This is a genomic window from Pantoea sp. App145, from assembly GCF_047947045.1.
Classification (GTDB): Bacteria; Pseudomonadota; Gammaproteobacteria; order Enterobacterales; family Enterobacteriaceae; genus Pantoea.
In genome coordinates, this window is record NZ_CP133292.1 from 181,996 (window position 1) to 198,306 (window position 16,311).

The window sequence follows — 16,311 nt, forward strand, 5'->3', positions numbered from 1 at the left end:
CTTCATGCCACAGATTTAGAGGATTCAGGAACGTGAACCGCCTCAAGCAGTGCACGGGTATATGGATGCTGTGCCTGCTGCAACATGGCGTCGCCCGGTACCACATCCACCACATCGCCGCGATACATCACCGCAACGCGGTGGGCTATCTGGCGGATCAAATTGAGATCGTGGGTGATAAACAGGTAAGCGGTGCTGTAGCGACGGCGCAGTTCCAGCAGCAGTTCGATAATGGTGGCCTGCACCGAGACATCGAGAGCCGCAGTGATTTCATCGCAGATCACCAGGTCCGGCGGGCAGGCAAAGGCCCGCGCAATAGCAACGCGTTGCTTCTGCCCGCCGGATAAGGCGTGCGGATAACGCGAGGCAAAATCGGCAGGCAGGCGGACTTCTTCCAGCAAGCGCGCCACCGCCTGCGGCTCGGTTTCCCCTTCCGGCAGACCATACAGACGCAGCGGACGGGCAATGATCTCGCCAATTGTCATGCGTGGATTGAGCGATGCATCCGGGTGCTGAAAAATCATCTGTACCCGGCGACGATAATCCTTGTTCATCTGCGCACGACCATAGATGTCATAACCGCAGAAATCGATCGCCCCCTGAAACGGCACCAGGCCACTGATAGCCCGCGCCAGTGAAGACTTACCCGACCCCGATTCCCCGACCACGCCGAGGATTTCTCCCTGATGCACAGTCAGCGATACGGCATTGGCGGCGCGTGTGACATTGGCCTGGCGCTTCAGCAGGCGGTCAAGCAGCCCATGGCGACCATAATCGATGGTGAGATCATTCAGGCACAGCAGCGGCTGGCTGCCGGGTGAATCATGCAGCAGACGCTGCTGCGGATTGGGAACCGCCTCAATCAGCCTGCGGGTGTAGGCATGTTGCGGCGTGCTGAACAGGATGTGGCTGTCAGCCTCTTCGATGATACGGCCCCGCTCCAGCACGCAAACCCGGTCGGCGACTTCCGCCACCAGCGCCAGATCGTGGGAGATATATAAAGAAGCCACCCCGGTTTCTTCACGCAGGCGTTCATACAGATCGAGGATCTGCGCCGAGCTGATCACATCCAGCGCCGTGGTCGGTTCATCAAAAATCAGGCAATCGGGCTGGCAGGCAAAAGCCGTGGCGATCAGAATGCGCTGCTTCTCACCGCCGGACACCTGATGCGGGTAACGCTTCATCATCTGCGCCGGGTGCTTCAGCTCCACATCCCTGAGCAGCGATTCTCCCAGCTCCTGCGCTTCGCGTGCCGACAGTCCTCGATGACGCCGCAGCACTTCCGTGACCTGTTCCCCCAGCGTCAGCGTCGGGTTCAGTGAAGCGCTGGGATCCTGAAAAATCATGCCCAGTTTTGCGCCGCGCAGCGCCGCCAGTTGTGGCGCAGGCAGGCTGAGCAGGCTCTGCCCCTGTAAACGGATATCACCGTTACGTTCGAGCGCGTTGCTGGCGAGCCAGCGCATAATCGCCCATCCCAACGTGGTTTTACCGGAACCGGATTCGCCCACCAGACCCAGCACTTCACCCGGCATCACCTGGAAACTGATCTCCCGCAGTACCGGCAGGGTATCTCCCCCCTGCAGGGCATAATCGAGGCTGTAATTATCCACCGCCAGCACCGGCGCATTGTTCTGCGGGTTCATTAATGGTTCCTCGGATTGTTGAGTACATCGCGCAGGCCATCGCCCAGCAGGTTAAAACCAATAGTGACCAGCGCGATCGCCAGACCGGGGATCAACATCATCCACGGCGCATTAAAGAAGTAATCCCGCGCTTCCGACACCATCAGCCCCCACTCCGGTTCCGGGGGCTGCGCGCCTAATCCGAGAAAACTCAGGGTGGCAAATAACATGATGGCGAACGCTACGCGGATGGTGGCTTCGACGATGATCGGCGCAAGAATATTTGGCAGCATCTCGCGCAGAATGATGTAGTGCCCCGCTTCGCCACGCGCGATAGCGGCATTGATGTAGTCCTGCTGACGTGCGGCCAGCGCCACGCTGCGCGCGATGCGCACCATGCCAGGCACAAAGGCGATGGTGATCGCCAGCACCGCATTCAGGCTGCTTTGCCCAAGGGTGCTGACAATCAGCAACGCAAACAGCAGGCTGGGGATGGCCATCACTGCATCCATGGTACGCATGGTGAACTCATCAATTTTGCCACCGAGATAGGCGCTGGCGGTACCCAGCACGGCACCAATCACCATCGCCAGCGCGGTCGCCAGTAAGGAAAGCAGAATGGTGGCGCGGGCACCCACCAGCACGCGGCTGAAAATATCGCGTCCCATCTGGTCAGTGCCGAACCAGTGTTCTGCACCCGGTGGTTTATAGCGGCTGAGGATGGAGATGGCTTCCGGATCAAAGGGCGCGACATGCGCCCCGCCGATCACCATCAGCAGCGCCACCAGCAAAATCAGCAATCCCGCCGCGCCCTGTGGCGAACGGATCAGGCGTTTCAGGATATCAGGCATAGGTAATCCGTTTATCAAGCATGACGTAGGCAACATCCGCGAGGAAGTTCACCACCGAATAGGTCGCGGCGAGGATCATTACCCCGGCCTGGATGGTCGGCAGGTCACGCGCCTGTACCGCAACAATCAGCTCCCGGCCAATACCCGGAATGGCGAAGATCTCCTCCACCACCACGATGCCGCCCAGCAGATACCCCACATCCAGCGCCACAATGGTGATGGTGGGCAGCAGGCCATTGCGCAGCGCATGCCGCCACAGAATGCGCCGACGCGATAACCCTTTCAGCCAGGCGGCGCGAATGTAATCGGTATGCAGCACATCAACCATTTCGGAACGCACCATACGCGACACATGCGCCACGAGAATTAACGCCACCGTGACCGACGGCAGGATCAGATGCTGCAGGCCACTGACAAAATTCTCCGACAGCGGCACATAACCGGTGGCGGGTAGCACCTGCCAGACATCGGCAAACAGCAGCAACACCAGGGTGGCGGTAACAAACTCGGGAAACGAGATGCCCACATAGGAGAGTACGCTGACCAGCACATCGGCGGTTTTACCGCGACGCACTGCCGCCCAGATACCCAGCGGGATGGCGATAATCAGCATCAACACCAGCGCGCACACCGCCAGCAGCAATGAACGCGACAGCGCGGTGATAAGCGTCGGTGCCACGGCCAGCCCGTTACGCATCGAGACACCAAAATCGCCGTGCAGCGCGTGGGTCAGCCAGTGCCAGTATTGCAGCCAGGCTGGCGCATCCAGCCCGAGCCGCGCGCGGACCGCTGCCAGCGCTTCCGGCGTGGCGTTTTGCCCCAGCAACGTGACAGCGGCATCAGCGGGCAGCAGCTGGGTGATACCAAAAACCAGCAACGACACCACCAGCAGGGTGTAGATCATCAGGAGAAAGCGCTTCAGCAGATAACTTGCGGTCACGGGCGCTCCTTACACCGCACGCTTCGGTGCTTTGTCCGTCAGCCAGACGTGGTCCAGCCGGAACACCGCCCCGCGCGGATGCAGTTGGTAACCGCCAACGTAGTCACGGCTGGCGGCCAGCAGATCAAAGAAGGTGGGGATCAGCGACGGCACTCCGTCATACATCAGCTGCTGCGCTTTGCCGTACAGGCTGGTACGCTGAGTGGCATCAGCGGTTTCGCGCGCGGCACTGACGGCAGCATCGAAGTCGGCATTGTTCCAGCGCGTTTCGTTCCACGCGGCGGTTGAGGTGTAGAGCAGAGAAAACACCGCATCCGGCGTCGGCTGCATATTGTAGAAACCGACATAAAAATTACCCTTCTTCCACACCTGGTCGAGATAGGTGCTGTGCGCCATGGTCTGCACTTCAATGCGGAAACCGCCTGGTTTCGCCATTTCGCGCAGCGCGATCCCCAGCTGGGTGCGCGTGGAGGGTTTGTCAGAGGCAATCAGCTTCAAATCCAGTCCGTTCGGGTAACCTGCCTCGGCCAGCAGCGCTTTGGCTTTGCTGTAATCCACCGCCTTTTTCGCCAGTTGGGCATAGTAGGGATAAGCGCTGTTGACCGGGTTATCTTCACCCGCGGTCCCCAGGCTGTTAGCCACAAAATCTACCGTCGCCTGACGATCCACACACAACGCCAGCGCCTGACGTACGCGCGGATCGTTAAAAGGTTTCTGATCGCAGCCCATGTTGATATTGAGGAACTGACCGGACGCCACGCGCAGCGGCTGGATCCCCGCCGATTTTGACAGGCGGCTAAACTCACTCGCCTGGGCCGACATCATCAGATCGGTATCACCGGCAATCAGCGCCGAACTTTCGGCGATGCCGTCCGGATACACCATCACCTCAACGCCATCAATCCAGGGACGCTGCGGGTCGTAATAATGCGGGTTACGGGCGACAACAATTTTTCGTTCCGGATCGTACGACACCAACTTAAAGGGTCCGGCACCCACGGCTTCTTTATTCAGCCGGGTCAGATCGCCGCTGGCAATGCTGGCCGGAATGATTTTCGCATCGGGATAGGCCAGCATCACCGGCAGATCTGCATAGGGTGCATCCGTTTCAATCACCACCGTGCTGGCGTCGCTGGCGCTGACGGTTTTGATCGGGCCGATATTGTGCTGCCCTGGCGAGGCATTTTTCGGGTCGAGAATCGCCTGCAAACTGGCGACCACATCGGCGGAAGTCAGGGGCGTGCCATCGCTGAAACGCAGGTTAGGCCGCAGGGTGAAGGTCCATTGTTTCAGGTCGGCACTCGGCTGCCAGGACTGGGCGAGATCGGCTTCAGCCTTCATATCCTGCGTCAGCCGTGTCAGGCCGCTGTATAACAGCTCGGCCACCAGATATTCCGGGTTCACCCGCGCCTGCTGCGGATTCAGCATGGTAACCGCCTGATCGACGCTGATACGCAGTAGCCCGCCTTTACGCGGCGTGCCGCTCGCTGTGCTGCTGGCAACCGCTGCTGCCTGCGTGGAAAAGGACCAGGGCAGCAACGCCGCGCCGGTGATGACGGTGGAACTGGCGAGAAACTGCCGGCGGTTTAACCCTTTCATTGCACACATCTTGTCTTCCTCACTGGTTTATTGGGGACCCTGGGGTGGCAAAAAATCATCGGCCAGATAGGCCAGAATTGACTGCGAAAGTGCGACTAAATCCGCCATCGTTGTGTATTCATCGGCGGCATGGATGCGGTTGTCCGGGCGAGCCAGGCCGCCCAGCAAAATTTCTTTAATCCCGGCCTGCTGCACCCAGCCCATATCGGAACTGGTGGACGATCCCCAGGCGGAAAAATCGTTTTCATCAAAACCAAAGCCCTGACACAGCGCCGCCTGCCAGCGTGGCCAGTGCGGGCCACCGGGGTCAGACACCGGGGCCAGATGGCCAATCAGCTGGATACTGACGTCGCGTGCGGTCGTTTGTGCCATCGCCTGTTCGACGCAATCCACCAGCTCCTGCCACACGTCAGTAAACGCCTCTTCAGGGGCATAACGACGGTTAACCAGCAGTTCAAAACGTTCCGGGATGGTGGAGCCTTTGCTGCCACCGTGTGCAGCGGCCAGCGTCAGGCGTGAGGTAAGCGGTTTACCGACAAAATGCGGCGGTGCCGGCATGGCGGATTCACGGGTTTCCACCTGCCGTTTAAGCTGGCTGAGCGCGTTCATCAGCGGCAGCGCGGCTTCGATGGCATTGATGCCACCAACCGGATCGCCCGAATGGGCAGAACGGCCAGTGACAATGATTTTCAGATCCACGCTGCCAAAACATCCCGCCCAGATGCGCGGCACCGCGCCACCGTTAAAGCTCAGCATGTGCCCGGCAAAACACTGCTGTTCCGCCAGATAACGGATGCCGGGGTACAGTCCTCCTTCTTCGTCGGTACACAGCAGGAACACCGGGTTGAAGCGCAGCGGCAGATTGGCCCTGAGTGCCGCCCGTACCGCGGCCAGCGCCGCGACAATGGTGCCTTTCATATCAGCGGCACCCCGGCCGAACAGTTTGCCTTCCGCGTTAGTCAGAGCCAGTGGCGGAAAGTGCCAGCCATCACCGGCGGGAACGGTATCAACGTGGAAGTAGAGATTGCAGTTCTCCGCAGCTCCGGCCGCCAGTGAAGCGATCAGATTTACCCGCTCGCCCTGCGCGCTGCCATCGGGTGCCTGCCAGAGTGATTCTGGTACCGTGACGCGTTCAAAACAGAAATTCAGCGGTGTCAGCAATCGGGTCATCAAATCGGCAAACTCAGGATAGCCCTGCCCTGGCGGGAAACAGGTATCCACCGCCAGCATCTGTTGCAGGTCATCAAGCATTGCAGTTTCGTCACTGGTGAGGTCCGCTAAAGCCATCTGCAGTGGAGTTAGTTTGGTCATTTTTGCCGCTTATCTTGTATTTCTATATAGTTTATAGATAATTCAAATATCGCGTGGCGGTCAACCGGAAATCCGAACTATGCAAAAAAAGAATGACGAACAGGATGTGCGCAGTTTCGGTCGTCTGAGTGATGGCGAAGGCGCTCCCCTGTATGAAGTGGTGAAGCGCCATATCAGTGAATCGATCCTGCAAGGCGAGCTCACGACGGGGACGGTTTTACCCAGTGAAAACAGCCTGGCGGCTGACTTTGGTGTCTCGGTTGGCACTATCCGCAAGGCCCTGGCAGCACTGACCAGCGAAGGGATGCTGATGCGGCGGCGTAAAACCGGCACGGTGGTGACCGGCTGGGCACCGCTTCATAACCTGAGTCACTTTTTCCAGTATTTTCGCCTGCACGATAAACAGGGCGGGTTGCTGCAATCCCAGACGTCGCTGATGGATTACAAGCGTGATGTGGCAAATGAAGCCGAAGCCAGCAGGCTACAGATCGCAGTGGGAGACGCGGTTTACCGGCTGAAGCGTCTGCGCCGGGTGAATGGCTACGCCGCGATGCATGAAACGCTGATTTTACCGGCCACGCGCCTGCCCGATTTCCCCGCACCGGAAGCGTTGCCTTCCCTGCTGTATCGGTATCTGTTTGAACACTATGACATTCGCGTGGCGGCAGTACGTGAACAGATCACCGCCTGCCTGGCAACGGAAGAAGATGCCCGCCTGCTTGAAGTCGCAATGCCCCATGCGGTGCTGGTGATTGATGAAGTGTCTTATGATCAAAGCGCTGTGCCGGTTATCCTCGCGCATCATCGGTTCAGCACGGAGCATTTTATGTATGTGAATGAGATACGGTGAGGATTTGAAATGTGATGTTTAACATTACCTTGATTAATCCATCATAACACATTGTAATTTAATAAAATTAACCATCATTTAGGTAAAATATCTAAGCAAAATTACTATGGCGCTAAGTTTAATGATATCAGTATATTGCGGTCAGTTTTGCAGAATGGTCTTGCTTTGGCTGATGGTGCGATCATCGGTAGAGAGGCTTTGCCGTGATCCTTAAAGGCAGAAAGAACTTAGTTATAAAACCGTCGAAAATGAGGATTTTTAAATCGCGATTTTTATTTTTTTAATGGTTATTTTGAATAGATATGATATTAACAAAGAAACTCATCGATAAAAATCGACTTATACGATCCTCTGTTTTCTTATTACGTAATGTTTACTCATAAAATGAACACTGGAGGCGAACATATGATACTGAACACTTACGCTAGCAAAGTTCAACTGTTCAGTTCTGTAGGGGTGGCGCTTAGATAGTGCAAAGTAGTATTCCCGCAAGAGATTATTCTTACAATCAGCCAGAAAAAGTCAGATGGCAAAATGAAAATTAAAATCTAAGATGGCAGCGAATTCGATATACCAGGCTATTAAAATTAGGATAACTAATACAAACTGAACACTCCAATTTAGCTAATAATGAGATAACATTCTGTAATGGTAAGGCAGAGGCAGAAGGTTCAAACCCTCTCTACAACAAAAAAATTGAAAAACATACAGCTAATGTTATTTTCTTTGCCTAAATTTTATGATGGTGAAACTATGGGAAAATAACTATAGACCCCAATTTTTTATTATTAAAACGGTTGTCTCGTCACTATCTGCAGCACCAGTAACTACCCCACTAATAAATCCTAACACTGTCACATACATGTAATCAATGGACTATATTGGTCAAGAGATGAAGTAAAAAAATTTATTCAATCTAAAGGTTCCTGCCAGGGAAAACGAGTATTAACTATCCTTATGTGGTAACACTCAGTTGCATTAAAGAGTGTTCCTATATGAGACGCTCGTTCAGTTGTCTGATGATCATCCTCATGAGGCTATTCTCCCTGACTGGATGCTATCATCCAGATCGACCAATTGGTCCGGATGGTCGATCAAATGTGCCGAATGAACAATCACTCCCAGGCAGCCCAATGAGTAAGGGGGGACGGTTGGACAACCCTAGGTATGAATGCACACTAACAAGTTAAACATGTGTTTCTTCAGTATTAGTGGGCATATTTCCTGCTAATTAATTGTTTTTCTTAGAAGATTTGCAGCGTCTCTTGCAATGGCTTTTACGGGCAAGTCTTTAGATGAAACGGCAATACGCTCAAGTTCGTACAGAATATTAGCTCGGTTGAGCGGTAAGCCCCTGGCGCTCAATTCGATCACTGCCGTCCCTATTGCACAACCTATCATCCCTGCCCTTTGTGATTTATGTTCTTTCATGTTATCTGCAAAAAGTTGTGAATGACCTAATGTAAGGATAGGATGAAAGAATTAATTTTCAACTATGAGAAATTTTATATAAATCATCAAGATAAATTCACAACCCAATCCTACTTTGACTTAGCCTAACCGTCTTGTGGATATATTTTTTATAATGGATTGTATCCCTCTGAGTGTGATATTGAACTATTCCCTGCTTCTTCTCTCAGAACTGATGGTGAATAGAGGTCTGCACATGCTGAACTGCATATTACAAACAGCAGAATAAGCATACGTGCTGATAAACTCTGCAAGCCTTTCAAAATTCTTCCTCTGCCTCAAAAAAGATCGAACTTAATATACAACCCTATGTAAAATATAAAGAACCTAACTCATCACCTCATTCAATATGATGATCTTCCTCACATAATTTAGTAGTTAGGATTTTACTCAAACATTTTTAATCATTGCTGCATTTCGCACACTTTAAACCGTCCTGATAACCGCGAATGGTCTCGCTCTGATGGCTAGCAACCCGATTACCTCCGCATGCACTCACAGCACATTTCTAACCTCACCCGATTCTGGGGGTTAGACAAGAATGCATTATGACAAGAAAGTTGAGACAAAAAAACCAGGAAGGGTTGAACCTTTACTAACAGCTGCGGTCTAACTTTGCATGGAGAATCCCATGTAACGAATTCCGCCCGCTGATGCGGGCTTTTTTTGCATAACCCACGTACGCTGCTACAATCGTCGAATGGCATTTCCTCAAGATGCCGGAATCGCTATATCAAGTTTTTTGTGAACCTTGCCCGCTTCCATCCATAGGACACGGGCTTTTTTTTGCACTTCAAATAGCAATTGCTAAACTAGTATTGCGGTATGCCACATAGCGACATACTGCGTTATGAATGTCTATGGTAGATTTTGCCCGCGTCTACTGCCCGGACGTGGGCTTTTTTATCCAGAGCGTAGATTTCCCAGCTGACGGAAAGTAGTAATGACCGCTCCTAAATACTTAGCAGTTTTTTATACACATCAAAAAAATAAATTCATATTAGCCTTGAGCATTATAGTAAGAAATAAATATTTTAAAACATAGAGTTGGACAGATGATGGTCTAGGACTAAGAATATCCTCATAATAGAACTTAAGGTTATTCCTATATAAAGCGATAAGTTAATTGCACGATATCATGGCATACACTAAGATATATATGCGGCACTGCCGTAAATTATCCGAAAAATCACGATGAATATTTAGCCGCATTGTGGCCATCACCCGGTGCGGTTCTTTTTAATACATTGCATATTTCCAAGTTGCCACCCCCCATATACAAGGGAATACTCATATTATTAATATCAGCAATCGACATACCTTTCATTACACATAATTCAACGTTTTTAAATACGATAATACCCGTTATTTTTTGTGCGCAGAGTCCTGAAAATACCACTTTGCAGAAGCGTCATTACCGGTTTTCTGGTATTAGCTTGTGAATTTTAGAAAAAACCACATTCGTGAATGAAGTGAAGTCGTTTAATCGGAAATCAGGCCATTACCTTTTTGTTTTTTATTGTTTCTTATTAAATCTCTTAAATTCATGATTTCATGATTTCATGATTTCATGATTTCATGATTTCATGATTTCATGATTTCATGATTTCATGATTTCATGATTTTTACAGCAAGTAGTTACTCTGATCAACTATCTACATCTGCGAGAAAACTTTACAACAGCCACTCATTTTTTGCACTATTGATATTTGCCGCTAAACTTATATGGCGGCATGCACACCGGCTTGCCGCATTATCAGTATCCATGATTCACGTTGCCCGCGAACACCAAATCTTGTTCGCGGGCTTTTTTGTGAGTAAGTTCCCTCTAATGCCTCAATGCATTGCTGTAACACCATGATGTCTCCGTTTTGACTGGTTATTATCTGTTGCTGGGTCTAGACGCATGGGTCAGTTTGGCGATAATTGCAATCTGATCCAGATTGTAAACATTTGGGTTGTTTGGGTCTGCTTCAATATGATAATCATCAGGAAAACCTTCTCCTGTCACACATGCAGGACTCGTTTTCACTAAATCATTTGCAATGAGAGCGAGTTTTTCAGGATATTATGGAATAATTTCTCTGATTTTATATTTAACCGTGGCGACTTTCCATTGTAAAACCTCGTTTAATGCATCACTGTTTGCGTTATCTGAAGCCTCAGACAGGTAATGAATATTTTTCCAACATTTATCTGATGCGGAATTTGAAGTTACATACCCAATAAACCCTGTCCTAACAAACATTCTAAGTTGTACTGTGTTGTTATAGTTCCAGAAGAAATTTCTGGGCACAGCGGTATCGATGCCGCCATTTGTACCAATTCTCGAGGTATCCTCCCCACCCGATGAGTCAAACTGGCCCACAGTAAGGGATAACTTTGCTGCCCTGTCATTGATTAACCTAACTGAGTAATCACTGGTCGAAAATGCATAATGAAAATTAATATACGGAGTGCCACTTGAAAGTTCCATAGCTGCATAGAATGGCGCTGAAGTGGTTGCAAGTCCAAAATCACCCCTTGCGCTTGCAACTTTTCGCCCATTTAATAATGCTGTCCATTCGGGCGATGTGGTTGTTTGCCCTGTTCCGACCAGTGCAATACTCAGGGCTGTGGTCAGCCCTGTTAGCGGTGTGATGTCATTGTTCGCGCCTTTTACCGCGTTGCCTGCAAGTGAGTTTGTAAATCCTTTCCAGGCTGTACTATATAGATAGTGCCATCTTGCAGGATAACAGTAACGCTGTCTGAACCGGTTTAAATCTGTTGCCAGTTAGACCTTTCCAGAATCATGCCGCGAGCAACTGCCGCGAAATCATTCAGGATTTTCTGCGTAATGGAAATTCTGACTGATTCGGGCACAGCGTTCCATGCCAGTCTGTTCGTTGTCAGGCCATAATACGCAACGGCCAGCGCTAGGCTACCATCGGAAGGGGCTGAGGCAAGCACCAAAATTTAAGGTGCGCCACATACTGAGACATAGACGAAATCACCGACAGTGGTTGAGCCATTGGTTAAAGCAATAGTGCCTGCTGGCATAATTTTCTCCAGTAAAAATACTGTTCTTTTGTCAGGATGGTCCGAAATGTTTTTTTGATCTAACTTGAGTAAAACTTTACGAGGGCAACGGAATGCAGCATCTGAAACGGCACAATTTCGTGATCTTCCCGTATCGCCCCTGCGAACATGGCGATGGCGAATTTAATAATGGCGGAATTGATTTAATCAGAGAGCCTCATAGAATTACGGAACTTCACGAGCTTCACGGCTACCCATGGTTTAAAGAATTCTTTACTAAGGTAAACGCCAGTGAAGGGCTATTCATGACATTCGGCTGCGCCATCGGCATCTTAGATGAATTTCTTTGCGGATATATAGACTTCTCTTTAAGGCCCAATTCTGATATAAGGTTGAGGCGACAGCTTGCCTCTATGGACGATATGTTCATCGCATATCTCAACCATTCCATTCCGGATGGTGAAATGCGTCGTAAGTCAATTCCCTATGCGCAGCAGATATCTGAGTGGAAAATTTCGCCTCTTGAAATTCACGGACACACTTATGCAAAGCTGAACCTGACATTTCATGCTCGTCAGGAAGAAGGTGTGAAGTGGCTTATTGAGCACTTGCAGTTTTTCCTGACAAAGTACTTCCTGAGAAACCATTCGCTCAGCCAGTCAGGAAAATGCACGTAATTAGAACCGGGGAATCACGCAGAAGCGCATTATTTATCCTGTCCTTAAGCTGGTTGTTCTGAAGCAGATACAGCTGGACATCGCCCCCGAGCCTCAGCACTCCTGTTTGGTCTGTCGGTATTGTCAGGTAACGTTTTCGTGATTAGCTTGCTGCAGCTAGTGCTGTCGCCCTGGAAGAGATACACACGTTTGTGACTTCGTCCTGGCTACATTTTCGCCATATTATTATAAGCGTTGTCAGTTACCACATCCTCGCCGCCTGAGTCTATCGCTCATCTCCATAACGAACATGGGAATTGATGAGCCAGTGGACATTACCCAGTACTTATCCAGCACATCGGGACGCAGAAGGTTCCAGTCTTCCGGGTTCGCGGCGAGATCAATAACCAGGCTTTCACCATCGGGACCACAACGCAGCGACTGGCGGATGTTGTAGCGGTCCACAATCCAGCGTTCACCGTGCGCTCCGTAGCCAACCACCTGAACGACAGAGCGTTTATTTTTACCGCCCTGCACATCCATCGTTGCCACAAGAAAATGCACACCATCCGTCACAGTGCGACAGCTGACCGTCTCAGCACGTGCCATCAGGGTTTCAGTTTTACGGGCCTCGGTCCCTGCCCGTGGCAGATAAGGAAGACCCTGTCAGTGTTGATAACCACCTTCAGCGTTTCCTCACTACCAGTCGTCTCGTATTCATGTTCAGCTGTCAGTATATAGGTCAGCTGTGCCCAGGTCTGAGAAGCTCCTGAGGGACCTTCCTACAGAAAGAAGAAATACGCGACGCCGCGGCTCTCCTGAACGATTATCAGCAGCATCGATTTTCTCCCCTTAACATAACCTTACATGAGCCTTGTTTAATTCACGCTTTTTATCCGCCGTGATGACTTTATTGCAATGCGGGCAGCAGATATGGGCCGATTCGCTGGCTTTAACCGGGTCAGCAGCATCCCGATAGCCTGTCAATGCCCCCATGGAGGGCTGAAAGTATTCACCACAATGAGGACAGGCCAGTAAAATCGACGGCGGTCGCCACGGTTATACAGAGACAGTTGCTATGGTCGGCATTGCTTCATGCGTGGCCTGCAGCTTCCATTCCTTGTCGGGAATTTCTCTGCCCGGTGAACTTTCAACGAGCGTCATACCGGCTGACATAATCGTTGTGGTCCCTTTAGAGGCAAGCGAAAATCCGTCGCCTTCACCGTCAATATTCTCCGGGAAGCGGTCATAATCCATCAGTGCTACGCATTTAAAACCGGACGATGACATGATGTTGACTGACGGCCAGCCAATCTTTAAGTAATTGCCCACCAGGAAGGTCCGGTCATGAACGTTATTATCATTTCGCAGTGGGCTGAGTCTCTTCACCACTTCGGGACTGACAAGAAATATACGGGCAAGGCATTTCTTGGAATGCTCACGCACCTTTTCTTCCGTCATCTGGACAACCAGCATGTCAGAAGGATCACAGACCACGTTATAAACAACTCACCCGTCTATAAGGCCAATAGTTTTACCTGTCTTGGCCGGACCGACAAAAACCACGGCGTAGTATTTGCAGGATGCCAGGCAGTTCAACAGCTCAATGATATAGGGAGCAACATCGGGGTCTCATTCGACAGAGTTACCCACCCCGACAGGAATGCACATAAACTTATTAACTACTTCCGCAACGGTAACTTGCAAGGCGCACGTAAGATCCTGGCAGTATTTTTTCTGATCGCTGCTGCCATGGCCTGACGCATGGCTACTCCTTTTCTGGCAAATTCTTCTGGTATTGGAATGTATCAGCCATATCAACCTTCGAAGCGATCTGATCACGCTGGTCATCAATAACTTTCTGGCCCCTTACAACCGCTGCCGGAACTATAGCGCAGTCGCGCTCCAGGATGTCGGGCAATGCTTCAAGTACGTGGACCACTGCTTGAGCCATAGAAGAATACTCTCTGGCTACCTCAGATGCCGGTATCACCCCGCCGGTCTCTTGCTGAAATTTCAGCCTTTCACGCTCTGACTGAAACCAGGATTTTCTCTCTGGCGGCAGTATCTTGGCTACATTCACCAGCTCATCAGATGTAGTTCTGGTCAGCAGTTCTTTTAAAAATCCCGCAGTAAATACAATTTGAGTTTTGAGTTGCTCCCCGGGGCGGGCTGCACATTACTGAGCCTGCTGGACACCGTTTAACGGTGCAGATCGGTGAGTGTAGCGATCTTTTTGATATTGAGCCGGAAATTCTTTAATTCGCTATCTATGATGATGAACAAAATTTAATCATTTCGACATTGCGAATAATCTCATGACTGAATATCAGAGAGTTAACAGAATGATGATTCTGATGAAATGCAGAAAACTAGCCGTTTTCAGCGAGTGTGCCTCCTGTGGTGGGTCCCCATCCGGAAAACCCTCAAATGATAATCACTCTCATTAAAACCCATCTATTATAGATTTATGATAACCATTCGTATTTGATAGCTGATACGCCAGCCATTCATATGCCAACAGGCTGAAACTTTTAACAGGTAACAGGCTGCGCATCATTTTCAATGACCACTACGCGGCAGTCCTGTTGCGTTACCTTTTTAACGAACTCCGACGACGCCTACATAACGCGGATATCGGCGTCAATCAGATATGTGATCGGTGTTATACAGGTGACCTTCAGTGGAAAGGATTTGTTGCTCTATCCACTCAAGCACCCTAGGTGCAGGGGTCAGCATTATGTGAGGGTGAAACTCTTCTTGGAGTTTAGCTGGTGCTATTGACAGCTCAATTCTTTTATCGTCCATATATACCCCATTAAAAAAAACTCCCGAAGACGGTCAGTAAACTTTCAGGAAATCTGCTCCTTAAAAATATATTTTCTAAGTGGTATGCTTTATTTATAAGTAGATGGATTTTTATCAGCAAAGCGTCTTCTACTGAACTTTGCACTGCTCCGGCGGCTTTTTATTCTCTTAATGGCATGAGCGATTACTTTGCTCCATTTCGGATCTGCTCTGCTATTACGGTATCTATCTAATGCTTCAAGAAGGAATGACCAATTCTCAATCTGGACTGTCTTGTCAGGACCAATAATCACTCTGAGCGATTGAATTACTTCATCCACATCGGTTTTAACTTCTTTAAGCGGTCTACCCGATTGATGTTCAGCTGCTAATTTTTTAATTTCAATTGCGAAAATGTTTATATCGATAGTTTTCAAAGTCAGCTCATGTTCTTCCTGGATAGCTTAGAAGAAGATTAGTCGACTAATTTGTATTTTGCGAATAGATCACTTCAACTGTGAGCACTGCCGCATTTTTAAACAGTTTCGCAACGCTTCACAGCGTGGCTAACCGTTATCCTTGTCGGAATGAAACCAATGAGTAGTTTCTCAGATGGGACCGGGATCCCTGTCTGGTGGAATGTCCTTATCTCCGCCGGGCACTTCATCGTCACGACCAGGCACATCGTCATCAGGGATAGGCAATACTTCGTCTGGATCTGGATGTTGCGACATATTTACCTCCAATTCCCTCAGTGGGTATCAGATAGTTTAGTCGCGATACTATATCTATTTTTAAGTTAATCCTTACGCCGTGACTTAAGCGAAAAAAAAGAAAAATATATTTATGGGATATTTATTTTTTAAATCATATCGTCTATGCAACTTGAAACCAATTTTATATCTGTTTTTTCAGCCAATAAAAACCGCCCATGGTGGACCGGGCGGTTCAATTCACTTACTGCTTTTCTGTTTGGTTGTATCTTTATCTCTGCCAGTTCCTTTATTTCCTGCCGGGAGCTTCCCATGCTCTGAGTCCTTACCATCTTTAACATTCTTGTCATTACGATCAGTCATATCTACCTCCAAAACCCTAATTGGGTAATTGTTAGTGTAGCGGTAGTACTATCTGAAGAATGCTTATTTTATCAAAAGTGTGAGTTAAGCGTGAGAAGATTATAATTAGCATATAATTACTGGCATATTTT

General features: G+C 49.7%; 13 protein-coding genes and 3 pseudogenes. 3 read left to right on the forward strand and 13 right to left on the reverse strand.

Annotated features, from left to right (window positions below):
- Positions 1 to 2: 2 nt before the first annotated feature.
- The 5 genes from RCF31_RS23675 to RCF31_RS23695 are packed head-to-tail and all read right to left on the reverse strand — an operon-like array spanning position 3 to position 6,323.
- Positions 3 to 1,643, reverse strand: a complete 1,641-nt coding sequence (locus RCF31_RS23675) for a dipeptide ABC transporter ATP-binding protein (protein WP_416414133.1) — start codon at positions 1,641 to 1,643, stop codon at positions 3 to 5.
- Positions 1,643 to 2,473, reverse strand: a complete 831-nt coding sequence (locus tag RCF31_RS23680) for an ABC transporter permease (protein ID WP_416414135.1) — start codon at positions 2,471 to 2,473, stop codon at positions 1,643 to 1,645. Before RCF31_RS23680 ends, RCF31_RS23675 begins: the two co-directional genes overlap by 1 nt.
- Positions 2,466 to 3,413 (reverse strand): ABC transporter permease, encoded by a 948-nt coding sequence (locus RCF31_RS23685; RefSeq protein ID WP_416414137.1) that lies wholly within the window; start codon positions 3,411 to 3,413, stop codon positions 2,466 to 2,468. Before RCF31_RS23685 ends, RCF31_RS23680 begins: the two co-directional genes overlap by 8 nt.
- Before the next feature lie 9 nt (positions 3,414 to 3,422).
- The gene (locus RCF31_RS23690) at positions 3,423 to 5,021 is read right to left on the reverse strand and encodes an ABC transporter substrate-binding protein (protein ID WP_416414139.1); all 1,599 of its coding nucleotides are present in this window, start codon (positions 5,019 to 5,021) and stop codon (positions 3,423 to 3,425) included.
- Positions 5,022 to 5,039: 18 nt separating this feature from the next.
- The gene (locus tag RCF31_RS23695) at positions 5,040 to 6,323 is read right to left on the reverse strand and encodes a M20 family metallopeptidase (RefSeq protein ID WP_416414140.1); all 1,284 of its coding nucleotides are present in this window, start codon (positions 6,321 to 6,323) and stop codon (positions 5,040 to 5,042) included.
- 79 nt (positions 6,324 to 6,402) lie between these two features.
- On the opposite strand from RCF31_RS23695, the gene RCF31_RS23700 reads away from it, so the two are divergent.
- The gene (locus RCF31_RS23700; protein ID WP_416414141.1) at positions 6,403 to 7,173 is read left to right on the forward strand and encodes a GntR family transcriptional regulator; all 771 of its coding nucleotides are present in this window, start codon (positions 6,403 to 6,405) and stop codon (positions 7,171 to 7,173) included.
- 1,227 nt (positions 7,174 to 8,400) lie between these two features.
- On the opposite strand, the gene RCF31_RS23705 is transcribed toward RCF31_RS23700, so the two are convergent.
- Together RCF31_RS23705 and RCF31_RS23710 are read right to left on the reverse strand one after the other, a co-directional pair.
- Positions 8,401 to 8,604 carry a hypothetical protein gene (locus RCF31_RS23705; protein ID WP_416414142.1) on the reverse strand — a complete coding sequence of 68 codons (204 nt, stop codon included), beginning with the start codon at positions 8,602 to 8,604 and terminating at the stop codon, positions 8,401 to 8,403.
- 2,107 nt (positions 8,605 to 10,711) lie between these two features.
- The gene (locus RCF31_RS23710) at positions 10,712 to 11,119 is read right to left on the reverse strand and encodes a hypothetical protein (protein ID WP_416414143.1); all 408 of its coding nucleotides are present in this window, start codon (positions 11,117 to 11,119) and stop codon (positions 10,712 to 10,714) included.
- 655 nt (positions 11,120 to 11,774) lie between these two features.
- On the opposite strand from RCF31_RS23710, the gene RCF31_RS23715 reads away from it, so the two are divergent.
- Entirely contained in the window at positions 11,775 to 12,338 is a 564-nt protein-coding gene (locus tag RCF31_RS23715) for a hypothetical protein (protein ID WP_416414145.1), read from the forward strand.
- Between the two features lie 237 nt (positions 12,339 to 12,575).
- Here RCF31_RS23715 and RCF31_RS23720 read toward each other — a convergent pair whose 3' ends face one another.
- Together RCF31_RS23720 and RCF31_RS23725 are read right to left on the reverse strand one after the other, a co-directional pair.
- Positions 12,576 to 12,926 carry a terminase gpA endonuclease subunit gene (locus RCF31_RS23720; RefSeq protein WP_416414147.1) on the reverse strand — a complete coding sequence of 117 codons (351 nt, stop codon included), beginning with the start codon at positions 12,924 to 12,926 and terminating at the stop codon, positions 12,576 to 12,578.
- A gap of 243 nt (positions 12,927 to 13,169) precedes the next feature.
- Positions 13,170 to 13,778: pseudogene (locus RCF31_RS23725) on the reverse strand (phage terminase large subunit family protein).
- On the opposite strand from RCF31_RS23725, the gene RCF31_RS23730 reads away from it, so the two are divergent.
- Positions 13,665 to 14,078 (forward strand): hypothetical protein, encoded by a 414-nt coding sequence (locus tag RCF31_RS23730; RefSeq protein WP_416414179.1) that lies wholly within the window; start codon positions 13,665 to 13,667, stop codon positions 14,076 to 14,078. The pseudogene RCF31_RS23725 and the gene RCF31_RS23730 overlap by 114 nt on opposite strands.
- Before the next feature lie 7 nt (positions 14,079 to 14,085).
- Here the strand turns inward: RCF31_RS23730 and RCF31_RS23735 are convergent.
- The 4 genes and pseudogenes from RCF31_RS23735 to RCF31_RS23750 all read right to left on the reverse strand — a co-directional run bounded on the left by RCF31_RS23735 (position 14,086) and on the right by RCF31_RS23750 (position 16,180).
- Positions 14,086 to 14,591 (reverse strand): annotated as a pseudogene (locus tag RCF31_RS23735) (DUF1441 family protein).
- A 350-nt stretch (positions 14,592 to 14,941) separates the two neighbouring features.
- A pseudogene (locus RCF31_RS23740) lies at positions 14,942 to 15,125 on the reverse strand (hypothetical protein); the annotation flags it as partial.
- Positions 15,126 to 15,214: 89 nt separating this feature from the next.
- The gene (locus RCF31_RS23745; protein ID WP_416414149.1) at positions 15,215 to 15,541 is read right to left on the reverse strand and encodes a hypothetical protein; all 327 of its coding nucleotides are present in this window, start codon (positions 15,539 to 15,541) and stop codon (positions 15,215 to 15,217) included.
- Positions 15,542 to 16,057: 516 nt separating this feature from the next.
- Positions 16,058 to 16,180: a hypothetical protein gene (locus RCF31_RS23750; protein WP_416414151.1), complete on the reverse strand. Its 123-nt coding sequence runs from the start codon at positions 16,178 to 16,180 to the stop codon at positions 16,058 to 16,060.
- Positions 16,181 to 16,311 lie beyond the last annotated feature (131 nt).